This window comes from Lentibacillus kapialis (genome assembly GCF_014646635.1).
GTDB classification, from domain to species: Bacteria; Bacillota; Bacilli; order Bacillales; family Amphibacillaceae; genus Lentibacillus; species Lentibacillus kapialis.
On sequence record NZ_BMNQ01000030.1, the window covers coordinates 26243 to 42152 of the forward strand.

The window sequence follows — 15910 nt, forward strand, 5'->3', positions numbered from 1 at the left end:
AAAATAGAAAGAGCGTTTCGCATTAATTTTCTGAATAAAACAAGGCCTATTGTAGGAAAAAAGCACTGTATACCAGACCCCGGACGTCAGCGGAGGTATCAAGCCTCAATGACATTTAACTGTCATTTTATAAAATATATTGACAGTCAAATATCATGTTGTGTATAGTGAATGTAATCGTTTCAGATTGATTTTAGTTAGGTGTAAGGGGATTATTTATGGACATAATGGAAAAACTCAGGCAGAAATTGATTGTGTCATGTCAGGCCTTGGAAGATGAGCCGCTTCATAGTCCTTATATCATGTCAAAAATGGCTTTGGCAGCGAAGCAGGGTGGTGCCTCCGGTATCCGTGCCAATACGGTGCAGGACATTCAGGCGATCAAAAAAGAAGTAAACCTCCCCATTATTGGCATCATAAAAAAGGATTTTGCTAATAGCGGTGTTTTCATAACGCCGACGGTTCATGAAGTCGATGAACTGTATAAGGAAGGTGTGGACATCATCGCGTTTGACGCCACCGGACAGGAACGGCCCGATGGAATAAGCTTCAAGACATTCTTTTCTGACATAAAGGCCAAGTATCCGGACCAATTGTTCATGGCGGATATTTCGACACTGGAGGAGGGGATCCATGCTGAGAAAATGGGGATTGATATCGTCGCTTCAACGCTCGCGGGCTATACACCCTACTCAAAACATACGGTGCCTATGAATCTTGTGACGGATTTGATTGACCATCTATCGGTTCCGGTGATTGCGGAAGGTAATTTCGACTCACCGGAAAAAGTGAAGAAAGCATTACAGCTTGGCGCTCATGCCGTTGTCGTCGGAAGCGCTATTACACGACCGCAAATAATCACGGAGAAATTTAATCAGGCTGTACAGGAGTTTGACAACAATACAGCAGAAAGAAGGGTAAAAGAATGAACGGTTTATATACAGCGTTAATGTGTTCGTTTGACGAAAAGGGTAATGTGAATGAAAAAGGTCTACGGGAAATTGTCAGGCACAATATTGATGTTCAGCAGGTTGATGGCTTGTATGTGAATGGCAGTACGGGCGAAAATTTTCTCATCTCCAAAGAGCAGAAGAAGCAGATTTTTGACGTTGTGAATAATGAAGCGGGCAATGATGTGAAGCTGATCGCGCAGGTGGGAGCTCTGGATCTGGACGAGGCTGTCGAGCTTGCGACGTATGCAACAGATCTGGGTTATAACGCCATCTCCGCTGTGACACCGTTCTATTACAAGTTTGATTTTGAGGAAATAAAAGATTACTATAATACGATTTTAGACAGTGTCGATAATGATTTGATCATTTATTCCATTCCAGCATTGACAGGCGTCAACATGAATCTCGAACAGTTTGGTGAACTGTTTAAGAATGAAAAAGTAATCGGTGTGAAATTCACGGCACCTGATTTCTTCCTGTTGGAGCGCATTCGACATGCCTATCCGAATAAGCTGATTTTCTCAGGCTTTGATGAGATGCTGCTGTCTGCAAGCGTGTTAAATGTTGATGGTGCGATCGGCAGTACATTTAACGTAAACGGCCGGCGCGCAAAACAAATTTATGAACTTGCCCAGAAAGGTCAAATCGATGAAGCGCGCGACGTGCAAAAAGTGACCAACGATCTGATCGCTGAAATTTTGGATAATGGCCTATATCCAACCATTAAAGAAATCCTGAAATATAAAGGTGTTGATGCCGGGGTTTGCCGTAAACCAATGAAATCACTTGATCCAGAGGGCGTCACAAACGCTCAACACATTGCTGACAAACATTTATAAACAACATTTTCGATAAAATGATTTCTAACAATCATTTTATCGAAAATTATTGACAGTAAATTTTCAAAATGATATCGTTTACGTACATTGAAAACGCTTAAACTGGAGATGGTCGAGAAGATTTGCAGCTAGCGTAAGTGTGTTAAAGACGATAATAAAAAAATTAAATGGGAGGGACAAACGTATGACAGGTCATTTTGAGGTTATTGATTATATAATCTTATTTGGGTACTTATTATTCATCCTCTATATTGGCATGGCCGTTGCCAAGAAGGGTATGAAAGGAAAAGAGTTTTTTAAGGGAGATGGGAAAATCCCGTGGTGGGTTACTTCAGTAAGCCTATTTGCAACACTATTAAGCCCAATTTCTTTCTTATCCCTTGCCGGAAATTCCTATTCAGATTCATGGCAATTATGGGTTGCTCAACTGGGGTTGTTTATTTCAGTACCTGTAGCCATTATCTTTTTCTTGCCGGTATACCGTAATTTAAATTTGGATACAGCCTATGAGTATTTAGAAAGAAGATTTGATAAAAAGATGCGATTGCTGGCAAGTATTCTATTTATTATTTATCAAATAGGCAGAATGTCGATTATTATGTACTTGCCTTCCATAGCGTTATCTGCTGTAACAGGAATAAATGCTATATTCATAATATTGTTTATGGGTGTCATTGCCACTATTTACTCAACTGTCGGTGGTATTAAATCAGTACTTTGGACGGATTTTATTCAAGGGGTCGTCCTAATAGGGGGCGGTATATTTGCCCTTATTGTGCTCATTTTTTCAATCGAAGGTGGTGTGTCTGAAATATTCAGCACCGGTCTTGAAAATAATAAATTTTTCAGTGAAGAAGTAATTTTTGATTCAAATCTCGTGAATAACAGTCTGTTTATTATCTTTTTAGGTGCCGGGTTGTCGACTGCGTTCTCTTATATATCCAGTCAGGATATGGTTCAGCGTTATCTCACCACGAATGACTTGAAACAGATGAATAAAATGACGATTGGTAATGGATTGCTGTCACTTGGTACTGCGACTTTGTTCTTTTTCATCGGAACAGCTTTGTTCGTCTTTTATACACAGCAAATGGGAAGTGATATCCCCAGTGGAAATTCTGATTTGATTTTTGCGAACTTTATTGTGAGTCAGCTCCCGGCCGGGGTATCCGGTTTGTTGATTGCCGGCTTATTTGCAGCGGGCCAATCGACGTTATCAACTGGCTTGAATAGTGTGGCAACAAGCTGGACGCTTGATATTCAAAAAATCATTAAACCTGATTTAAGTGATGAAAAAAGTACAAAAATAGCTAAATTTGTATCAACTCTAGTAGGCGTATTCGCTATTGTTTTTGCGATTGTCCTTGCTTATTCTGAGATTAGCTCGGCATATGAGTGGTTCAATGGATTGATGGGACTCGTTCTTGGGATTGTCGGTGGTACGTTTACACTGGGTGTTATGACAAGAAAGGCAAATTCAAAAGGAGCCATGTTTGGATTTATTGCTACGACAATCATTGCCATTTATGTATCTTACTTTTCAGATATTTCATTTTGGGCATATTCTATAATCAATTTGATAGATTCGCTAGTCTTTGGTTATGTGTTTAGTTTAATTTTCAGCGGCAAAAGTAAGGCTGAAGACAAAACACTAGAACTTACTTATTATGATCGAAAGACAAAGATAAATGGATATAATGATGATTCTTATGCTCAGTAAGCGAGATTAGGTGGGATTATGTTGGAAATTAGCCAAAAAATAACAACGGAGGTTTTAGTAGTTGGAGGTGGGCTTTCAGGAATCAAAGCAACTAAAGAATTAGCATCTATGAATCGTGACGTTTTAATGGTGACAAAGACGAAGCTGGCTTCAGGTTCCAGCTTCTATCCCTTAAAAGCATCTTTGGGTACACAGGTAACTAAGGATGAGGAAGATCACAATATTTTCTTTAAAGATATAGAAGATCTGAGCCGTGGGATGCACAGCCGGAATCTTGCTGAAGCTTATGTGAAAGATATTCCCGAACGAGTAAAGGAATACAAAGACATAGGTGTTCAAGCAAAAAAACTCGAAGGAGAAAGAAAGGCTTGTTTTGCCAATCATCCCCGAGATATTTACCTATTGAGTGACTGGGATCAGATTCGAGAAAATGTTAAAGAAATTTTTAATCAATATGACAATTTAAATGTCATGCAGAAAACAGTTGTTGTTTCTTTAATTAAAAAAGAAAATCAGATTGTAGGCGCAATCCTTCTGGATGATAAAAATGAATTCGTTATGGTGGAGTGTCAGGCGGTGATTTTAGCATCAGGGGGATTTGGCAGCATATATAAGCATAATCTGAATCCTGCTGATGTAGATGGTTCCGGTCATATGCTGGCACTTGAAGCAGGTGCTAGTTTAGTGAACATGGAGTTCATCCAATTTATTCCTGGTATTACCACTCCAAGGTACAAAACGCTTTTCGGCGAGCACACCCTTATGTATTGCCGGGATATTATTGATGAACAAGGGGAAAGTTTGCTTGATCAGTATCTTCCCGAAAATATATCAAAAAAAGATTGTCTGGAAATCAGAAGTACACACGGCCCTTTTACACATTCACTTGAATCAAAGTATTTTGATATTGCTATGATGGATAATATTATCAAAACTAAAAATGAAAATGGTTTTACATTATTTTACGAAGATGAACTTTATGATAATGAAGAAGAATTTTACAAGGTTTATCTGGATTGGCTAAAAGAAAAGAATGTTCACTTAACGAAACAAGAAGTAAAGATTGCCCCGTTTGCTCATGCTAGCAATGGCGGTGTGTTTATAGATGAATATGGAAGAACTGGTGTTGAAGGACTATATGCCATTGGAGAACTTTCAGCTAACATAGAAGGGGCTAATCGGCTTGGAGGTAATTCCACCGGTGCTTGTATGGTGTTTGGAAAAAGATCGGCCTTTGATTGTGACCAGTATTTACAGTCAGTTAAGGCTTACAGACTAAGTGAAGCAGATGGACAGGAACACTTGGAGCAGCTCATTAAGTCTATTGATTCAGTCTCACCATCTGAAAATAAACTCACCGCAAATAAGATGATTGATCAGATTAAAGAAATCATGTGGTATCATGGAAATGTCGTTCGTTCAGAAGATCGACTGAAAGATGCCCTAAAGCAAATCAGTGAGTTTGAATCGGGATTCATGTTTGCGGATCTCCTTGAGAACAAACACTCAAGAAAGCTTGCGATTAAAGGAAGGAATTTTATAAAGGTGGCGGGGATTCTGCTTCAAGCAATGCAGGAAAGAAAAGAAAGCCGGGGAGCGCACTATAGAGAAGACTATCCTGCAGAAGATTCATCATATGATAAACGATTATTTATTTCAAAAAGGGATGAAACACTATCATATAATTTTTTATATCAATGAAAATTGATTGATATATTAAAGAGAAAAACCTGATTGTGGTTTTTCTCTTTTTATAGCAAAGGAGACACGTTATGTTCATAGCAGCTTTTGATATCGGCGGAACGTCCATAAAATACGGCGTTGTGAATGAAGAAGGCACCATTTTAATGGATAATTCTTTCCCTTCAGAGGCGCACCTCGGCGGAAAGGCCATCATTCAAAACATCATTGCCAAAGGTAAAGAACTGCAGCAGGAATGGGATCTTGCTGGTATCGCCATCAGTTCAGCGGGACAGATTGATAACAAAGCGGGTGTTGTTGTCCATGCAACCGACACTATCCCTGGCTACACGGGTGTCCAGATTAAACAGCGAATAGAAGAGGCAACAGGGTTGAAAGTAACGGCAGAAAACGATGTGAACTGTACGGCACTCGGTGAACATTGGAAGGGCGCTGCAATGGACGCGGATGACTTTCTTTGCGTTACAATCGGAACCGGGATCGGCGGTGCTATTTTCACCGATGGAACATTATATGCCGGGTCACGTTTTTCTGCTGGAGAAATCGGTCATATCAATTTATACGCCGGTGGAAAGCCTTGTACTTGCGGCGATAGCGGCTGTCTGGAACAATACGCATCAAGTTCTGCGCTTCAGGAGATGATAGGTGCAGTATTTGGATATAAAATGGAGTTAAGGACTTTTTTTGATGGATTACGCACCGACGATGAGAAAAGCATGGTATTATATAACCAGTGGATTGATGATCTGGCAACGGGTATGAAGTCGATGGTACATATATTAAATCCGGAACTGATTGTCATTGGCGGCGGGGTATCAGCACAAGGTGATTTTCTGCTGGATCCGGTTAAGGAAGCGCTGATGGAAAAAATCATGCCGAACCATGCAGCGAAGTTGGATATCAGAATTGCCCAGCATGCTAACCAAGCCAATTTGCTGGGAGCAGTCAAACATTTTATAGATTGTGGTGCAGGAGGGTGATTGATTTGGATAAAAATCAGCTGAATGGTGTCAAACCATCGATTACGATGGAGCAGCATAAGCACAGCTTTACGAAATCCGAGAAAAAGATCTATGAATATATCCAGTCCAACAGCCAGCAGGTACTGTATCATTCATTAACCGAATTATCGGAGGAAAGCGGCGTTGCGGAAGCGACTGTGCTGCGTTTTTTTCGCAAACTCGGGTTCAAAGGCTTTCAGGATTTTAAATTTTTATTTGCCCAAGAAGTTACTGTAGATGACGACAATGATCACAATGAGACGTATGCGGATAAAATCAAATACAATATGATGCAGGCCATCGAAAATTCGCATGAAATTATTGATTATGATGAACTGCAGAAATGTGTGGATGCGATTGATGCCGCAAGAGATGTCGTGTTATTTGGTGTGGGCTCCTCGGGGATTGCCGTTTTGGACATGCAAAACCGGCTCATGCGAATCGGCAAGCACGTGGGTGCTGTGACCGATCCTCATTTTCAGTTCATGCGCGCTTCCTCAATGGATAAGGATACGGTGGTCATCGCTGTCAGCCTCACCGGGAGTACGAAAGATATTGTCGATTCGGTCGAAATTGCCAAACAGCAAAACGCAACCGTAATTGCGTTAACCAATTACATTAAATCGCCCCTGACACAATTTGCTGATCACGTTCTGCTTTCTTCGGCTAAAGAAAGCCCATTAGACAGCGGATCTCTGGTAGCCAAAGTGTCTCAATTATTTTTAATCGATCTGGTTTGCACCGGCCTCACTATCAAAAATTATGACAATGCAGAGAAAGTCAAAATGGGCATTAGTAGGAATACGGCCCGTAAGTTGTATTGAAAAGCTCTTAATTGATTAACCAATATATTGGACATTGAACACTGAAACAATAAACAGAGAGACTGACCCAGAAGATAAATCCTGTGGGCTGTCTCTCTGTTTTTCATCATCACGGAAACAGTGCGAGGGATAAGCAGTCAACATTTTTTCAAATTTTCCTTTTTAGCTCTAACGTTTTCTTGTTCTCTGTGCTCACATTTAGTGTTCCCGGATTCAGATTTAATACTGCCTCGATCAGCCCCGGAAACATTTTTAACGCTTTAACTATTTGCATGGGCTTAATGGTGCCATCATCCAATAATTCAGTCACCGCTTGTTTTAACAACCCCGGATTGGAAAGCTGTAATACATTATCGTATGGTTCTGTTTTTCGCATCTTTTTACCGGAAAGTTGTTTCTGTAGATATTGATACTGTGTGTAAGTGATTAAATTCAGGTGATAGCTCCGTACAATCATGGCATTGATCGAAACCATCCAATATTTCTTTAAATGAATATATTCCTCCAGTTTCGGTTTATATATGGTGGATATAAATGCTTCTTTTGGCAATAAAAATGCAGACGCGAAATAATCCGCTTCTTTCTCCATTCGTCTTTTTTCGTCAGGTTCCAGATCGGTATCTTCTTCAATCCAACTGTGCATCAGTAAATGGCCAAATTCGTGAGCTGCATCGAATTGCCTCTGAACAGCGGATTTTTTATCTTTAGCTAAAAGCATAAAACAATAATCCTGCCCATGTATAACTTTCTTTTGACTGTAGGCATTTACGTCCTGTGTATTTGTTAAGATACCGGATATGAAAATGCCGTTCCGTTCTAATTCAAAAATGAGATTATGAATTGGTTCGCCGTCAATTCCCCATAAGCCTCTTACGTTTTTAGCAAGCTCCTCAATTTCTTCTTTTTCCCAGGATTCTTTAATGGGTACATCAGGTATATTTAGTTTTGGAAATTCAATATATTGCTCTAAAAACTGTTGTCCATTAAATAAAAAATCGACTACTTGCACGTGAGCATTTAATTGTTTTTTATTGATATTGACTTTTGACCTAAAAAAAGTGTAGCTGTTATATCCGGTATCTTTATCAAATGAATAAAAAAATTCGCGGGGGAAATAGAGTTTATTGACGAGTTTAAACATCGTTTCTACTCGTGGCGTGATTTTACCTTGTTCATATTGGGAGATAGCTTGTTTTGTGATATTGGTCGAATGTGCCAATTCAGATATCGTGAGACCACGGAAAATTCTCGCTTGTTTTAATTTACTGGGATTGAATTGATTCACTTCCATGGAAATGCTCCTTTACGCTTGAATGCTTCGAAAATATTAACGGCCTTCTTGTTTTTCCTGGTTTTTGCGCTTTATAATATCTCTATACTTTTGTTCTCCGGATTTTGATGTATCATCATTGGCAATGTTTGGATCTGCATGAGGTTCTTCAAAGCCAGGAACTATAAATTGGCTCCATTTATTCTGGTGTATCCAACTGTTCATATCATATGCGGGAACTCCGATCGCAATATCAGTAAGGTTTTCCTCTTTATCGATAACAAATGTTATGAATGCCAATGTATTATATTCAAATCCTTGTTCGAGCTGGGTGTGATTGAAAGTGTTAAGGTCGTTTTGTTTATCGAATTCAAATTCCAATTGGTATGATAGCCGCCTATTTACTTGAGCATATTCTTGTATGTATTCTGAAACGTCATCGCCTGGCGATTTAAACATATTTCTCGGCAGACTATCTATTGATTCTACTCTTTTTAAAAGAATTAAGTTTTTCTTTTTGGTATCAAAAATCATTAATACCTGATACGGGGAACGTCCGGCTGTGATAACATGATGTAAAAATCCTTCTTCCTGGAGATTAATCAGATATCTGTCCATGTATTTATTAATTTCATCCATTCTTTTATGTCCTAAATGATTTGTTGTCGGATTTTCTGCGACAGTTTGTTTGTAATCGGAAAACGATTCAAGTCCGTTTGAAATAATTTCAACAAAACCCTTTGCGATATGCCTTTGATAGTCAATATCATATTGATTCATCACATCACAACCTTTTATTTATTTGTAAATAACATTACCAATAATTCACTAAAAGTCAAGTAAAAAATGGGTTGAACGGGTTTTATCATAGAAACGGGGCAAAACCTTAGATGGAGAGAACATGAAGTAATGTAGCTATTATGAGGATTGGTATGTCTAGAGGTGTCGAATCGTAAATTAATCCGTATTTCCCGGGCAATAATTTTGTCAATAATTGTCTTATCCCTCTTCCAATGCTCCATTTTTTTGGCAGTTAAGGTTAAGCTGAGTTTGTGCGCAAAAATCGTTAAAAAATACAAAGAGGAAAGCCGCATTAAATCTGCGCCCTTCCGGATATCTGAATGGTTCCTCTTTAACCCCTTAGACAGACATTCCACGGCTCTCTATTTAAAATAGCCTTAAAGTGCGTGAAAAAAGGAGGATAAAAAGGACCAAGAAGTTCGAGACGGCGCAGTTTCGAGCAGCGGAATGTATGCCTTTAGATACATGAGCAGCGGAGAAACAAGCCAACGAAGAAATTCGAAGTGTCATTTTTACCGACTTTTTGAGCAACCTCTTAAACTAATTTCAATTATTTATCCTTGGCTTTCACTATTTCCAGAACGGCTTCCAATGCCTTATCAGCCATCGAATCCAGTCTGTAATCAACCGGGCAAAAGTCCAAATCCTGTGTGATGTCATTGGGAACGATGACACATCTCGCTCCTGCATGCTTGGCTGCTATTGCTCCGTTTGCCGAATCCTCAAAAACCAGACATTCAGCAGTTTGTAAACCCAAACATTTTGCTGCCTGTATATATAAAGCGGGATCAGGTTTGACCGCTTCAACGTCCTCAGCGGTCCTGATGCAGTCAAAATAATGCAATAGATTCAGGTTTTTTAAGTATTTGCTGACCCACTCATAGTTGGAACTGGAAGCCAATCCAAGCTTTAACCCCAGCTCTTTAGCGGTTTTCAGATAGTCCTCTACTCCTGGACGTGCCTTCTCCTTCAGTAACCTCGAATGAAGATCGCTTTCCAAACGCGCTTCAAGCTCCTGGTGATCAACACGATGGCCAGTCAATTCTTCCAAGTAGCTAAACGGTGAAAAACCGGTATGGGTTCCGATTTGTTCTTGCCATTTAGAAACCGGCAATTCACTTCCATGGTCTGTAAAAATAGCATTCAATGCTTCATATAAAATAGTCTCAGTGTTTAAAATCAATCCGTCAAAATCAAAAATAATCCCGTTTATCATGATGGCTGCTGTCCCCTTTTTGTCTAATTTAGCTATTATCCTACTACATTTTTAATAAAAAGAAAATGGCTGTTCACCAAAATCAAATGTCATTTTGACGTAAGCAGTCGCTTCGGAAAAACACGACGCTTTCCGTGGGCTTGTCCTCAGCCTCCTCGAAAAAGAAGGTCGCTTTTTCTGCGGGGTCTTCACACTGCGCATTCCCACAGGAGTCTCCGTGTTTTTCCTCCGCTAGCTAGTTTTACTACTATATTCACAATTCAACTATAGATTTTGGTGTTGACCCAAGAAAATGACCGGATATTTTTCGTTGACATTCGACAGAAACGTACTTATAATGAAAACAGTTTCATTGCACATATGACTATGATATGCACATATGTGCAAAACAAGGAGGTGGCAGATGGATCGGGAAGAGGAACGCTTACTTTATAAAATAGCGAAATTATACTATGAAGAAGACTATACACAAGCAGAGATTTCATCGAGATTGGGTATTTATCGGACAACGATAGGCAGGATGCTCAAAAAGGCACGTAAAGAAGGTATTGTAAAAATCACAGTACAAAGCCAATTGAATGAACAAATTCAATTAGAGGAAGAAATCTCCGAGCATTTCGATATGAAGGAAGTTATCATTGTCCCTTCAAGCGAGAACGGCAATCATTCCGGCAACGAAGAGGTAGGCAAGGCGACTACCAAGTTATTAAATCGTGTCATTAGAGATAACGATACGATTGGTTCAGCGTGGGGGACCACTTTGGGTACGACAGTGAATCAGCTTTATGATCTGAATTCCAAAAATGTAACGTGTGTACCGCTTGTGGGCGGTCCCGGTGAAATGGAAGTCGACTTTCATGTGAACGCCATTGTATACAAACTTGCACAGGCTTTTAGCGGCGAATCGCATTTTATTGATGCTGCAGCGGTGCATCAATCGAAAGAAACGGCTCAGGAAATACTTAACTCAAATTATATGAGTAAAATTCTTGATCTCTGGGAGCAATTATCTGTGGCAATTGTAGGGATCGGAACGCAGTTAAAATCATCAAACTTGATCTGGTCCGGATTTCTTGGTCAGAAGGATCAGAAGGAGTTGGAAGCACATCAGGCAATTGGGGATATTTGCTCACGGTTTTACACGCTTGGTGGTGAATCCATTGCCTCACCGATTTCGGAAAGGACGATTGCCGTTAAACTGGAAACGTTACAAAGCCTGCGTTACTCGATTGGGATTGCTTATTCAAAAGAAAAGGCTAAGTCTATCATTGGCGCAATGCGAGGAAGTTTCATTAATACGCTGGTGACGGACGAGGAAACAGCTTTTGAGATTAAAAGATTGATGGAAAAGGAGGGGTGACATGGAAATTCTGCTTATAATGGCCGGTATTATGGTTGCTTGGGTTCTGCAGACATTATTGGGATCAACGCAAATTAAAAATTTTAACAAACACTATAACGCATTAAGGTCTCAGGGTAAAGTCTCAATTGGACGGTCAAAAGGAATATTTCGGTCGGGGGTTGTCCTGCTGATGTCCCTTGACAACAAGAGAAGAATCAGAACGGCTAAGAAAATGCAAGGCGTCACGATTTTGGCCAGGTTTAAAGATTATTCAATACTGGAAGGGCAGGATCTTCTCCATATAGACGAAGCGGTTTATAACAAAATGGATCGTTTTACCCAAAAGGCGTTTGATGAGGCTGTTGAAGTTTATACGAAAGTATCTAAAGGTGAGGAGATCCCGCCATCCAAGAGTCCGTTCGGCAAGTTAGTTTCAAACTTTAGTAAATCATAAGGAGGCGTTAAGATGGACGCAATTGTAAGTTTAGCGGAAGGTTTTATAGGCCTTTTTGAAGCAGGCGGCGAACAATTTGTCAGTTTTGTCAAAGATATTGTTCCATTGTTGCTTGTATTATTGGTAGCCATGAACTCCGTCGTTCATTTGGTCGGGGAAGAACGAATCAATAAGCTGGCAATGGCTTCATCCAAAAATATCTTTCTCAGATACATGGTCTTGCCATTTGTCGGTACATTTTTCCTGCTCAACCCGATGACGTTGTCACTTGGAAGGTTTTTGCCGGAAAAATTCAAGCCAGGTTATTATGCAGCAGCAAGCTATTCCTGTCACTCAATGAATGGTTTGTTCCCGCACGTTAATCCGGCTGAACTGTTTGTTTTCCTGGGTGTAGCAGCAGGTATCACTGAACTTGGGTTCGAAACGACCGATCTGGCCCTGCGTTACTTATTAGTAGGTGTTGTAACGAATATGTTCAGAGGATGGATTACCGACTTATGTGTCACTTATGTTGAGAAACAGCAAAAAGTTAAACTTCCTAAAACGTTGAATACAGAAAAGGGTGCTTCGTAAATGGCAGAATATAAGTCAATTATCGTACATGCCGGCTCAGGAGGATTTGGCGGGCCATTAACCATTCCAGTAAATGAACAGAAAAACAAGATTGTTAACATCACTGGCGGTACAATGTCTGAGGTAGCCAGAAAGATCGCAGACATAAGCGGTGGTGAACTGGTGGACGGTTTTAATACGAGTGTGCCTGAAGATGAAATGGCTTGTGTCATTATTGATTGCGGCGGTACATTAAGAGCTGGCATTTATCCAAAAAAGCGAATTTATACCATTAACTTGAAAGCTACCGGTCCGAGCGGGCCAATGGCTGATTTTATTAAAGAAGATATTTATGTATCCGCAGTTAAAACAGACAATGTCTCCCTGGCTGAAGCAGATGGAACAGCTGAATCACCAGCACAGGAATCAGTTGGAGAAACAGATGAGCAGCAGAAATATCCGCAAGCTGAGGAAACGACAGAAAGAAAATATAACGCCTCACAAAAGGTAAGTGAACAACAGAAGCCGAATTTGATGGCTCGGATTGGCCAGTCGGTCGGTAACGTTGTAGGTGTCTTCTATCAAGCCGGACGTGAAGCCGTTGATACAGTCATCAAAACAATCCTACCATTTATGGCATTTGTTGCGATGCTGATTGGTATCATTACGGAATCCGGGATAGGTGATTTATTTGCGAACTTCCTTTCACCGTTAGCAGGCAGTATATGGGGGCTGATTCTATTATCAGCGATTGTTTCTTTTCCACTATTGTCTCCATTTCTTGGGCCTGGGGCCGTTATTGCACAAGTTATCGGTTCATTAATCGGTGTCGAAATTGGGAAAGGGAATATTCCTCCCCAATACGCTCTGCCGGCCGTTTTTGCCATTAACTCCCAAGCTGCAGCAGATTTTGTGCCAGTAGGGCTTGGATTGGCTGAGGCGGAACCGGAAACAGTGGAGGTCGGTGTTCCTGCCGTGTTGTATGGACGCTTCTTAACGGGGGCACCAACAGTGTTTATTGCATGGTTAGCTAGCTTTGGCATGTATGAATCTTAGAAAAGGATGATGAATAATGCGTGAAGTCATTTATCAAACAAACGTTAATAAATTGGGTGAATCTGTAACTGAATTTCTCGATCAGGGTATGTTGATCTTGTTCAAAGATAACGCGCCTCAGGAACTTGCGGAATTTTGTATTCTGCATTCAGAAAATGACCTTCGCGGTGATATCAAAGTGGGAGACAGCTTTATCATCGGCGAAAAAGCCTATGCAGTGACTGCTGTCGGCAGTGCGGTTAATGAAAACCTTGAAAACTTAGGGCATATCACATTACGTTTCGATAGTGCCGAAGAAGCTGAATTGCCCGGCACCTTGTCACTCGAAAATAAAGACATCAATCAAGTGAATATTGGAGATGTCATTAAAGTAGAAAGATAAAGCCGTTTTATGCGGCCTTTTCTTTCTTGATGATTATAGGAAAAAATAGAGATTGGAGTTTGGATTATGAATACATCATGGATTGACCTGAACCAAAAAATTGTGATTGTAACCGGTGGTAATTCAGGTATTGGCAAGCACATTGTACAACGGCTGTTGGATAATAATGCCAACGTTATCGTAGCAGATTTAAACGTTGAGAACGGTAAACATGAAAATGGATCTTATACCGTTAAATGTGATGTAACGAATAAAGAAAGTGTTGAAGCAATGGTCGATTATACGGTTGAGCAATTTGGCAGAGTGGATGCATTGGTCAATAATGCCGGTGTGAACCTTCCGCGACTTCTGGTGGATGTGAAAGGTGAGCAGCCAAAATACGAATTGGATGAATCTGATTTTGATTTCATGACCGGAGTCAACGTTAAGGGACCATTCTTGTGCGCACAGGCAGTCAGCAGACATATGGTTAAACAGGAAAGTGGCGTCATTGTTAATATGACTTCCGAGGCCGGCGTGGAAGGCTCTTCAGGTCAAAGCTGTTATTCAGCAAGTAAAGGGGCGTTGAATGGTTTTACACGATCATGGGCAAAAGAGCTTGGCAAATATAATATTCGTGTCGTTGGTGTGGCACCGGGGATCAATGAAAAAACCGGTTTAACCACGGATTCCTATAATGAAGCGCTGGCTTATACCAGAAACGTTAGTGTCGAAGAATTGGGAACGAACTATGCAAGCTCGATTCCATTAGGCCGGGTTGGCCAACTGGATGAAATCGCTGATCTGGCAAACTATCTGGTTTCAGACCATTCCAGTTACATCACGGGTACGACGATTAACATTTCCGGTGGTAAGTCACGAGGCTGATTGTTCTATCATATTTTTGAAAGGGATGTATTGAATGGAACTGTATTTAGATACCGCCAACTTAGAGCATATCGATAGTGTGAACAAACTTGGATTCCTGGATGGAGTCACTACCAACCCAACTATCCTGTCCAAGGAAGAACGCCCGCCATTTGATTTGATTCAAGAGATTGACAGAAAGCTGAGTGGAAAAATTTGGTATCAGGTAACAGGATCCACAGCAGATGAGGCTGTTGAAGAGGCAATCAAGGTTGCCAATATGTGCCATAATAAGGTTGTCATTAAATTCCCTTTTACACTTGAAAACTTAGAAGGCATCAGACGGATTTCCCAAAAAGGAATTGAAACGAATGCGACATTGGTTTATTCGATTCCACAAGCTATTTTCGCTGCTAAAGCAGGTTCGACCTACATCAGTCCTTATTTAGGGAGGATTGATGATGCGGGCGGTTCCAGCATCCAATTTATTAATGATGTTAAGCAAGCATATGAAAATCTTGGTTTTGATACAAAAATTATTGGAGCCAGCATCAGAAACGCACAGCATCTAGTGGACTTATCGAAAAATGGCATTGATGCCTTAACCATTTCATATGGCAATTTCGAAAAAATGCTTCATAACACCATGACAGATGCGGGGATGGAGCAGTTTCAGGAAGATTGGGATAAGATTAAGAATTTGTAGAGAGGTAAGGTAAGTGGAATTAAGGCGTGTCAGTCTTTCTTGTAACGTCAGAAAGTATAAATTATGGATGACCTTATAAGTAAAAGCTACGGCATTCGCTGTAAGACGAGGCGAATGCCGAGTTTTTCTAATCAGATAAGAAAGTATAAAATTTGAGAATATCACAATACCCAATACTGTGTGTTTTTGCGCACCCCGCTGTTGGGCAGTCCAGGTAGTCCGAATCCACATGATAACTTTTAAGTGT

The 15910-nt window shown here is 40.4% G+C and carries 16 protein-coding genes; 13 read left to right on the forward strand and 3 right to left on the reverse strand.

Translation table 11 applies throughout. The features are described from left to right. Positions 1–218 precede the first annotated feature (218 nt). The 6 genes from IEW67_RS10860 to IEW67_RS10885 all read left to right on the forward strand — a co-directional run bounded on the left by IEW67_RS10860 (position 219) and on the right by IEW67_RS10885 (position 7038). On the forward strand, positions 219–929 hold the full coding sequence (locus IEW67_RS10860) for an N-acetylmannosamine-6-phosphate 2-epimerase (protein WP_188633095.1): 711 nt from the start codon (positions 219–221) through the stop codon (positions 927–929). Then, positions 926–1792: an N-acetylneuraminate lyase gene (locus tag IEW67_RS10865; RefSeq protein WP_188633096.1), complete on the forward strand. Its 867-nt coding sequence runs from the start codon at positions 926–928 to the stop codon at positions 1790–1792. Before IEW67_RS10860 ends, IEW67_RS10865 begins: the two co-directional genes overlap by 4 nt. 184 nt (positions 1793–1976) lie before the next feature. Beyond that, entirely contained in the window at positions 1977–3512 is a 1536-nt protein-coding gene (locus IEW67_RS10870) for a sodium:solute symporter family protein (RefSeq protein WP_188633097.1), read from the forward strand. Between the two features lie 18 nt (positions 3513–3530). Then, complete coding sequence (locus IEW67_RS10875) at positions 3531–5213, forward strand: FAD-binding protein (protein WP_188633098.1); 1683 nt, start codon at positions 3531–3533, stop codon at positions 5211–5213. Between the two features lie 71 nt (positions 5214–5284). Further along, a complete protein-coding gene (locus IEW67_RS10880; RefSeq protein WP_188633099.1) occupies positions 5285–6193 on the forward strand; it encodes an ROK family protein in 909 nt (302 codons plus the stop codon). Further along, positions 6190–7038, forward strand: a complete 849-nt coding sequence (locus IEW67_RS10885) for a MurR/RpiR family transcriptional regulator (protein WP_308430729.1) — start codon at positions 6190–6192, stop codon at positions 7036–7038. Before IEW67_RS10880 ends, IEW67_RS10885 begins: the two co-directional genes overlap by 4 nt. Positions 7039–7186: 148 nt before the next feature. Here IEW67_RS10885 and IEW67_RS10890 read toward each other — a convergent pair whose 3' ends face one another. From IEW67_RS10890 to IEW67_RS10900, 3 genes are all read right to left on the reverse strand, one after another. Further along, complete coding sequence (locus IEW67_RS10890) at positions 7187–8329, reverse strand: helix-turn-helix domain-containing protein (protein WP_188633100.1); 1143 nt, start codon at positions 8327–8329, stop codon at positions 7187–7189. A 36-nt stretch (positions 8330–8365) separates the two neighbouring features. Further along, positions 8366–9088, reverse strand: a complete 723-nt coding sequence (locus IEW67_RS10895; RefSeq protein WP_188633101.1) for a DUF5986 family protein — start codon at positions 9086–9088, stop codon at positions 8366–8368. Positions 9089–9659: 571 nt separating this feature from the next. Then, entirely contained in the window at positions 9660–10325 is a 666-nt protein-coding gene (locus tag IEW67_RS10900; RefSeq protein WP_188633102.1) for an HAD family hydrolase, read from the reverse strand. A gap of 403 nt (positions 10326–10728) precedes the next feature. Here IEW67_RS10900 and IEW67_RS10905 point away from each other — a divergent pair, with 403 nt between their 5' ends. From IEW67_RS10905 to IEW67_RS10935, 7 genes are all read left to right on the forward strand, one after another. Further along, entirely contained in the window at positions 10729–11685 is a 957-nt protein-coding gene (locus tag IEW67_RS10905) for a sugar-binding transcriptional regulator (RefSeq protein WP_188633103.1), read from the forward strand. A 1-nt stretch (position 11686) separates the two neighbouring features. Continuing rightward, complete coding sequence (locus tag IEW67_RS10910) at positions 11687–12121, forward strand: transcriptional regulator GutM (protein ID WP_188633104.1); 435 nt, start codon at positions 11687–11689, stop codon at positions 12119–12121. Positions 12122–12133: 12 nt separating this feature from the next. Continuing rightward, positions 12134–12694, forward strand: a complete 561-nt coding sequence (gene srlA / locus IEW67_RS10915) for a PTS glucitol/sorbitol transporter subunit IIC (RefSeq protein WP_188633105.1) — start codon at positions 12134–12136, stop codon at positions 12692–12694. Then, a complete protein-coding gene (gene srlE, locus IEW67_RS10920; RefSeq protein ID WP_188633106.1) occupies positions 12695–13729 on the forward strand; it encodes a PTS glucitol/sorbitol transporter subunit IIB in 1035 nt (344 codons plus the stop codon). A gap of 16 nt (positions 13730–13745) precedes the next feature. Continuing rightward, positions 13746–14111, forward strand: coding sequence for a PTS glucitol/sorbitol transporter subunit IIA (locus tag IEW67_RS10925; RefSeq protein ID WP_188633107.1), 366 nt, complete (start codon positions 13746–13748; stop codon positions 14109–14111). Positions 14112–14177: 66 nt separating this feature from the next. Next, complete coding sequence (locus IEW67_RS10930) at positions 14178–14978, forward strand: SDR family oxidoreductase (RefSeq protein WP_188633108.1); 801 nt, start codon at positions 14178–14180, stop codon at positions 14976–14978. 34 nt (positions 14979–15012) lie between these two features. Beyond that, positions 15013–15663 (forward strand): transaldolase family protein, encoded by a 651-nt coding sequence (locus tag IEW67_RS10935; RefSeq protein WP_188633109.1) that lies wholly within the window; start codon positions 15013–15015, stop codon positions 15661–15663. The last annotated feature ends 247 nt before the right edge of the window (positions 15664–15910 follow it).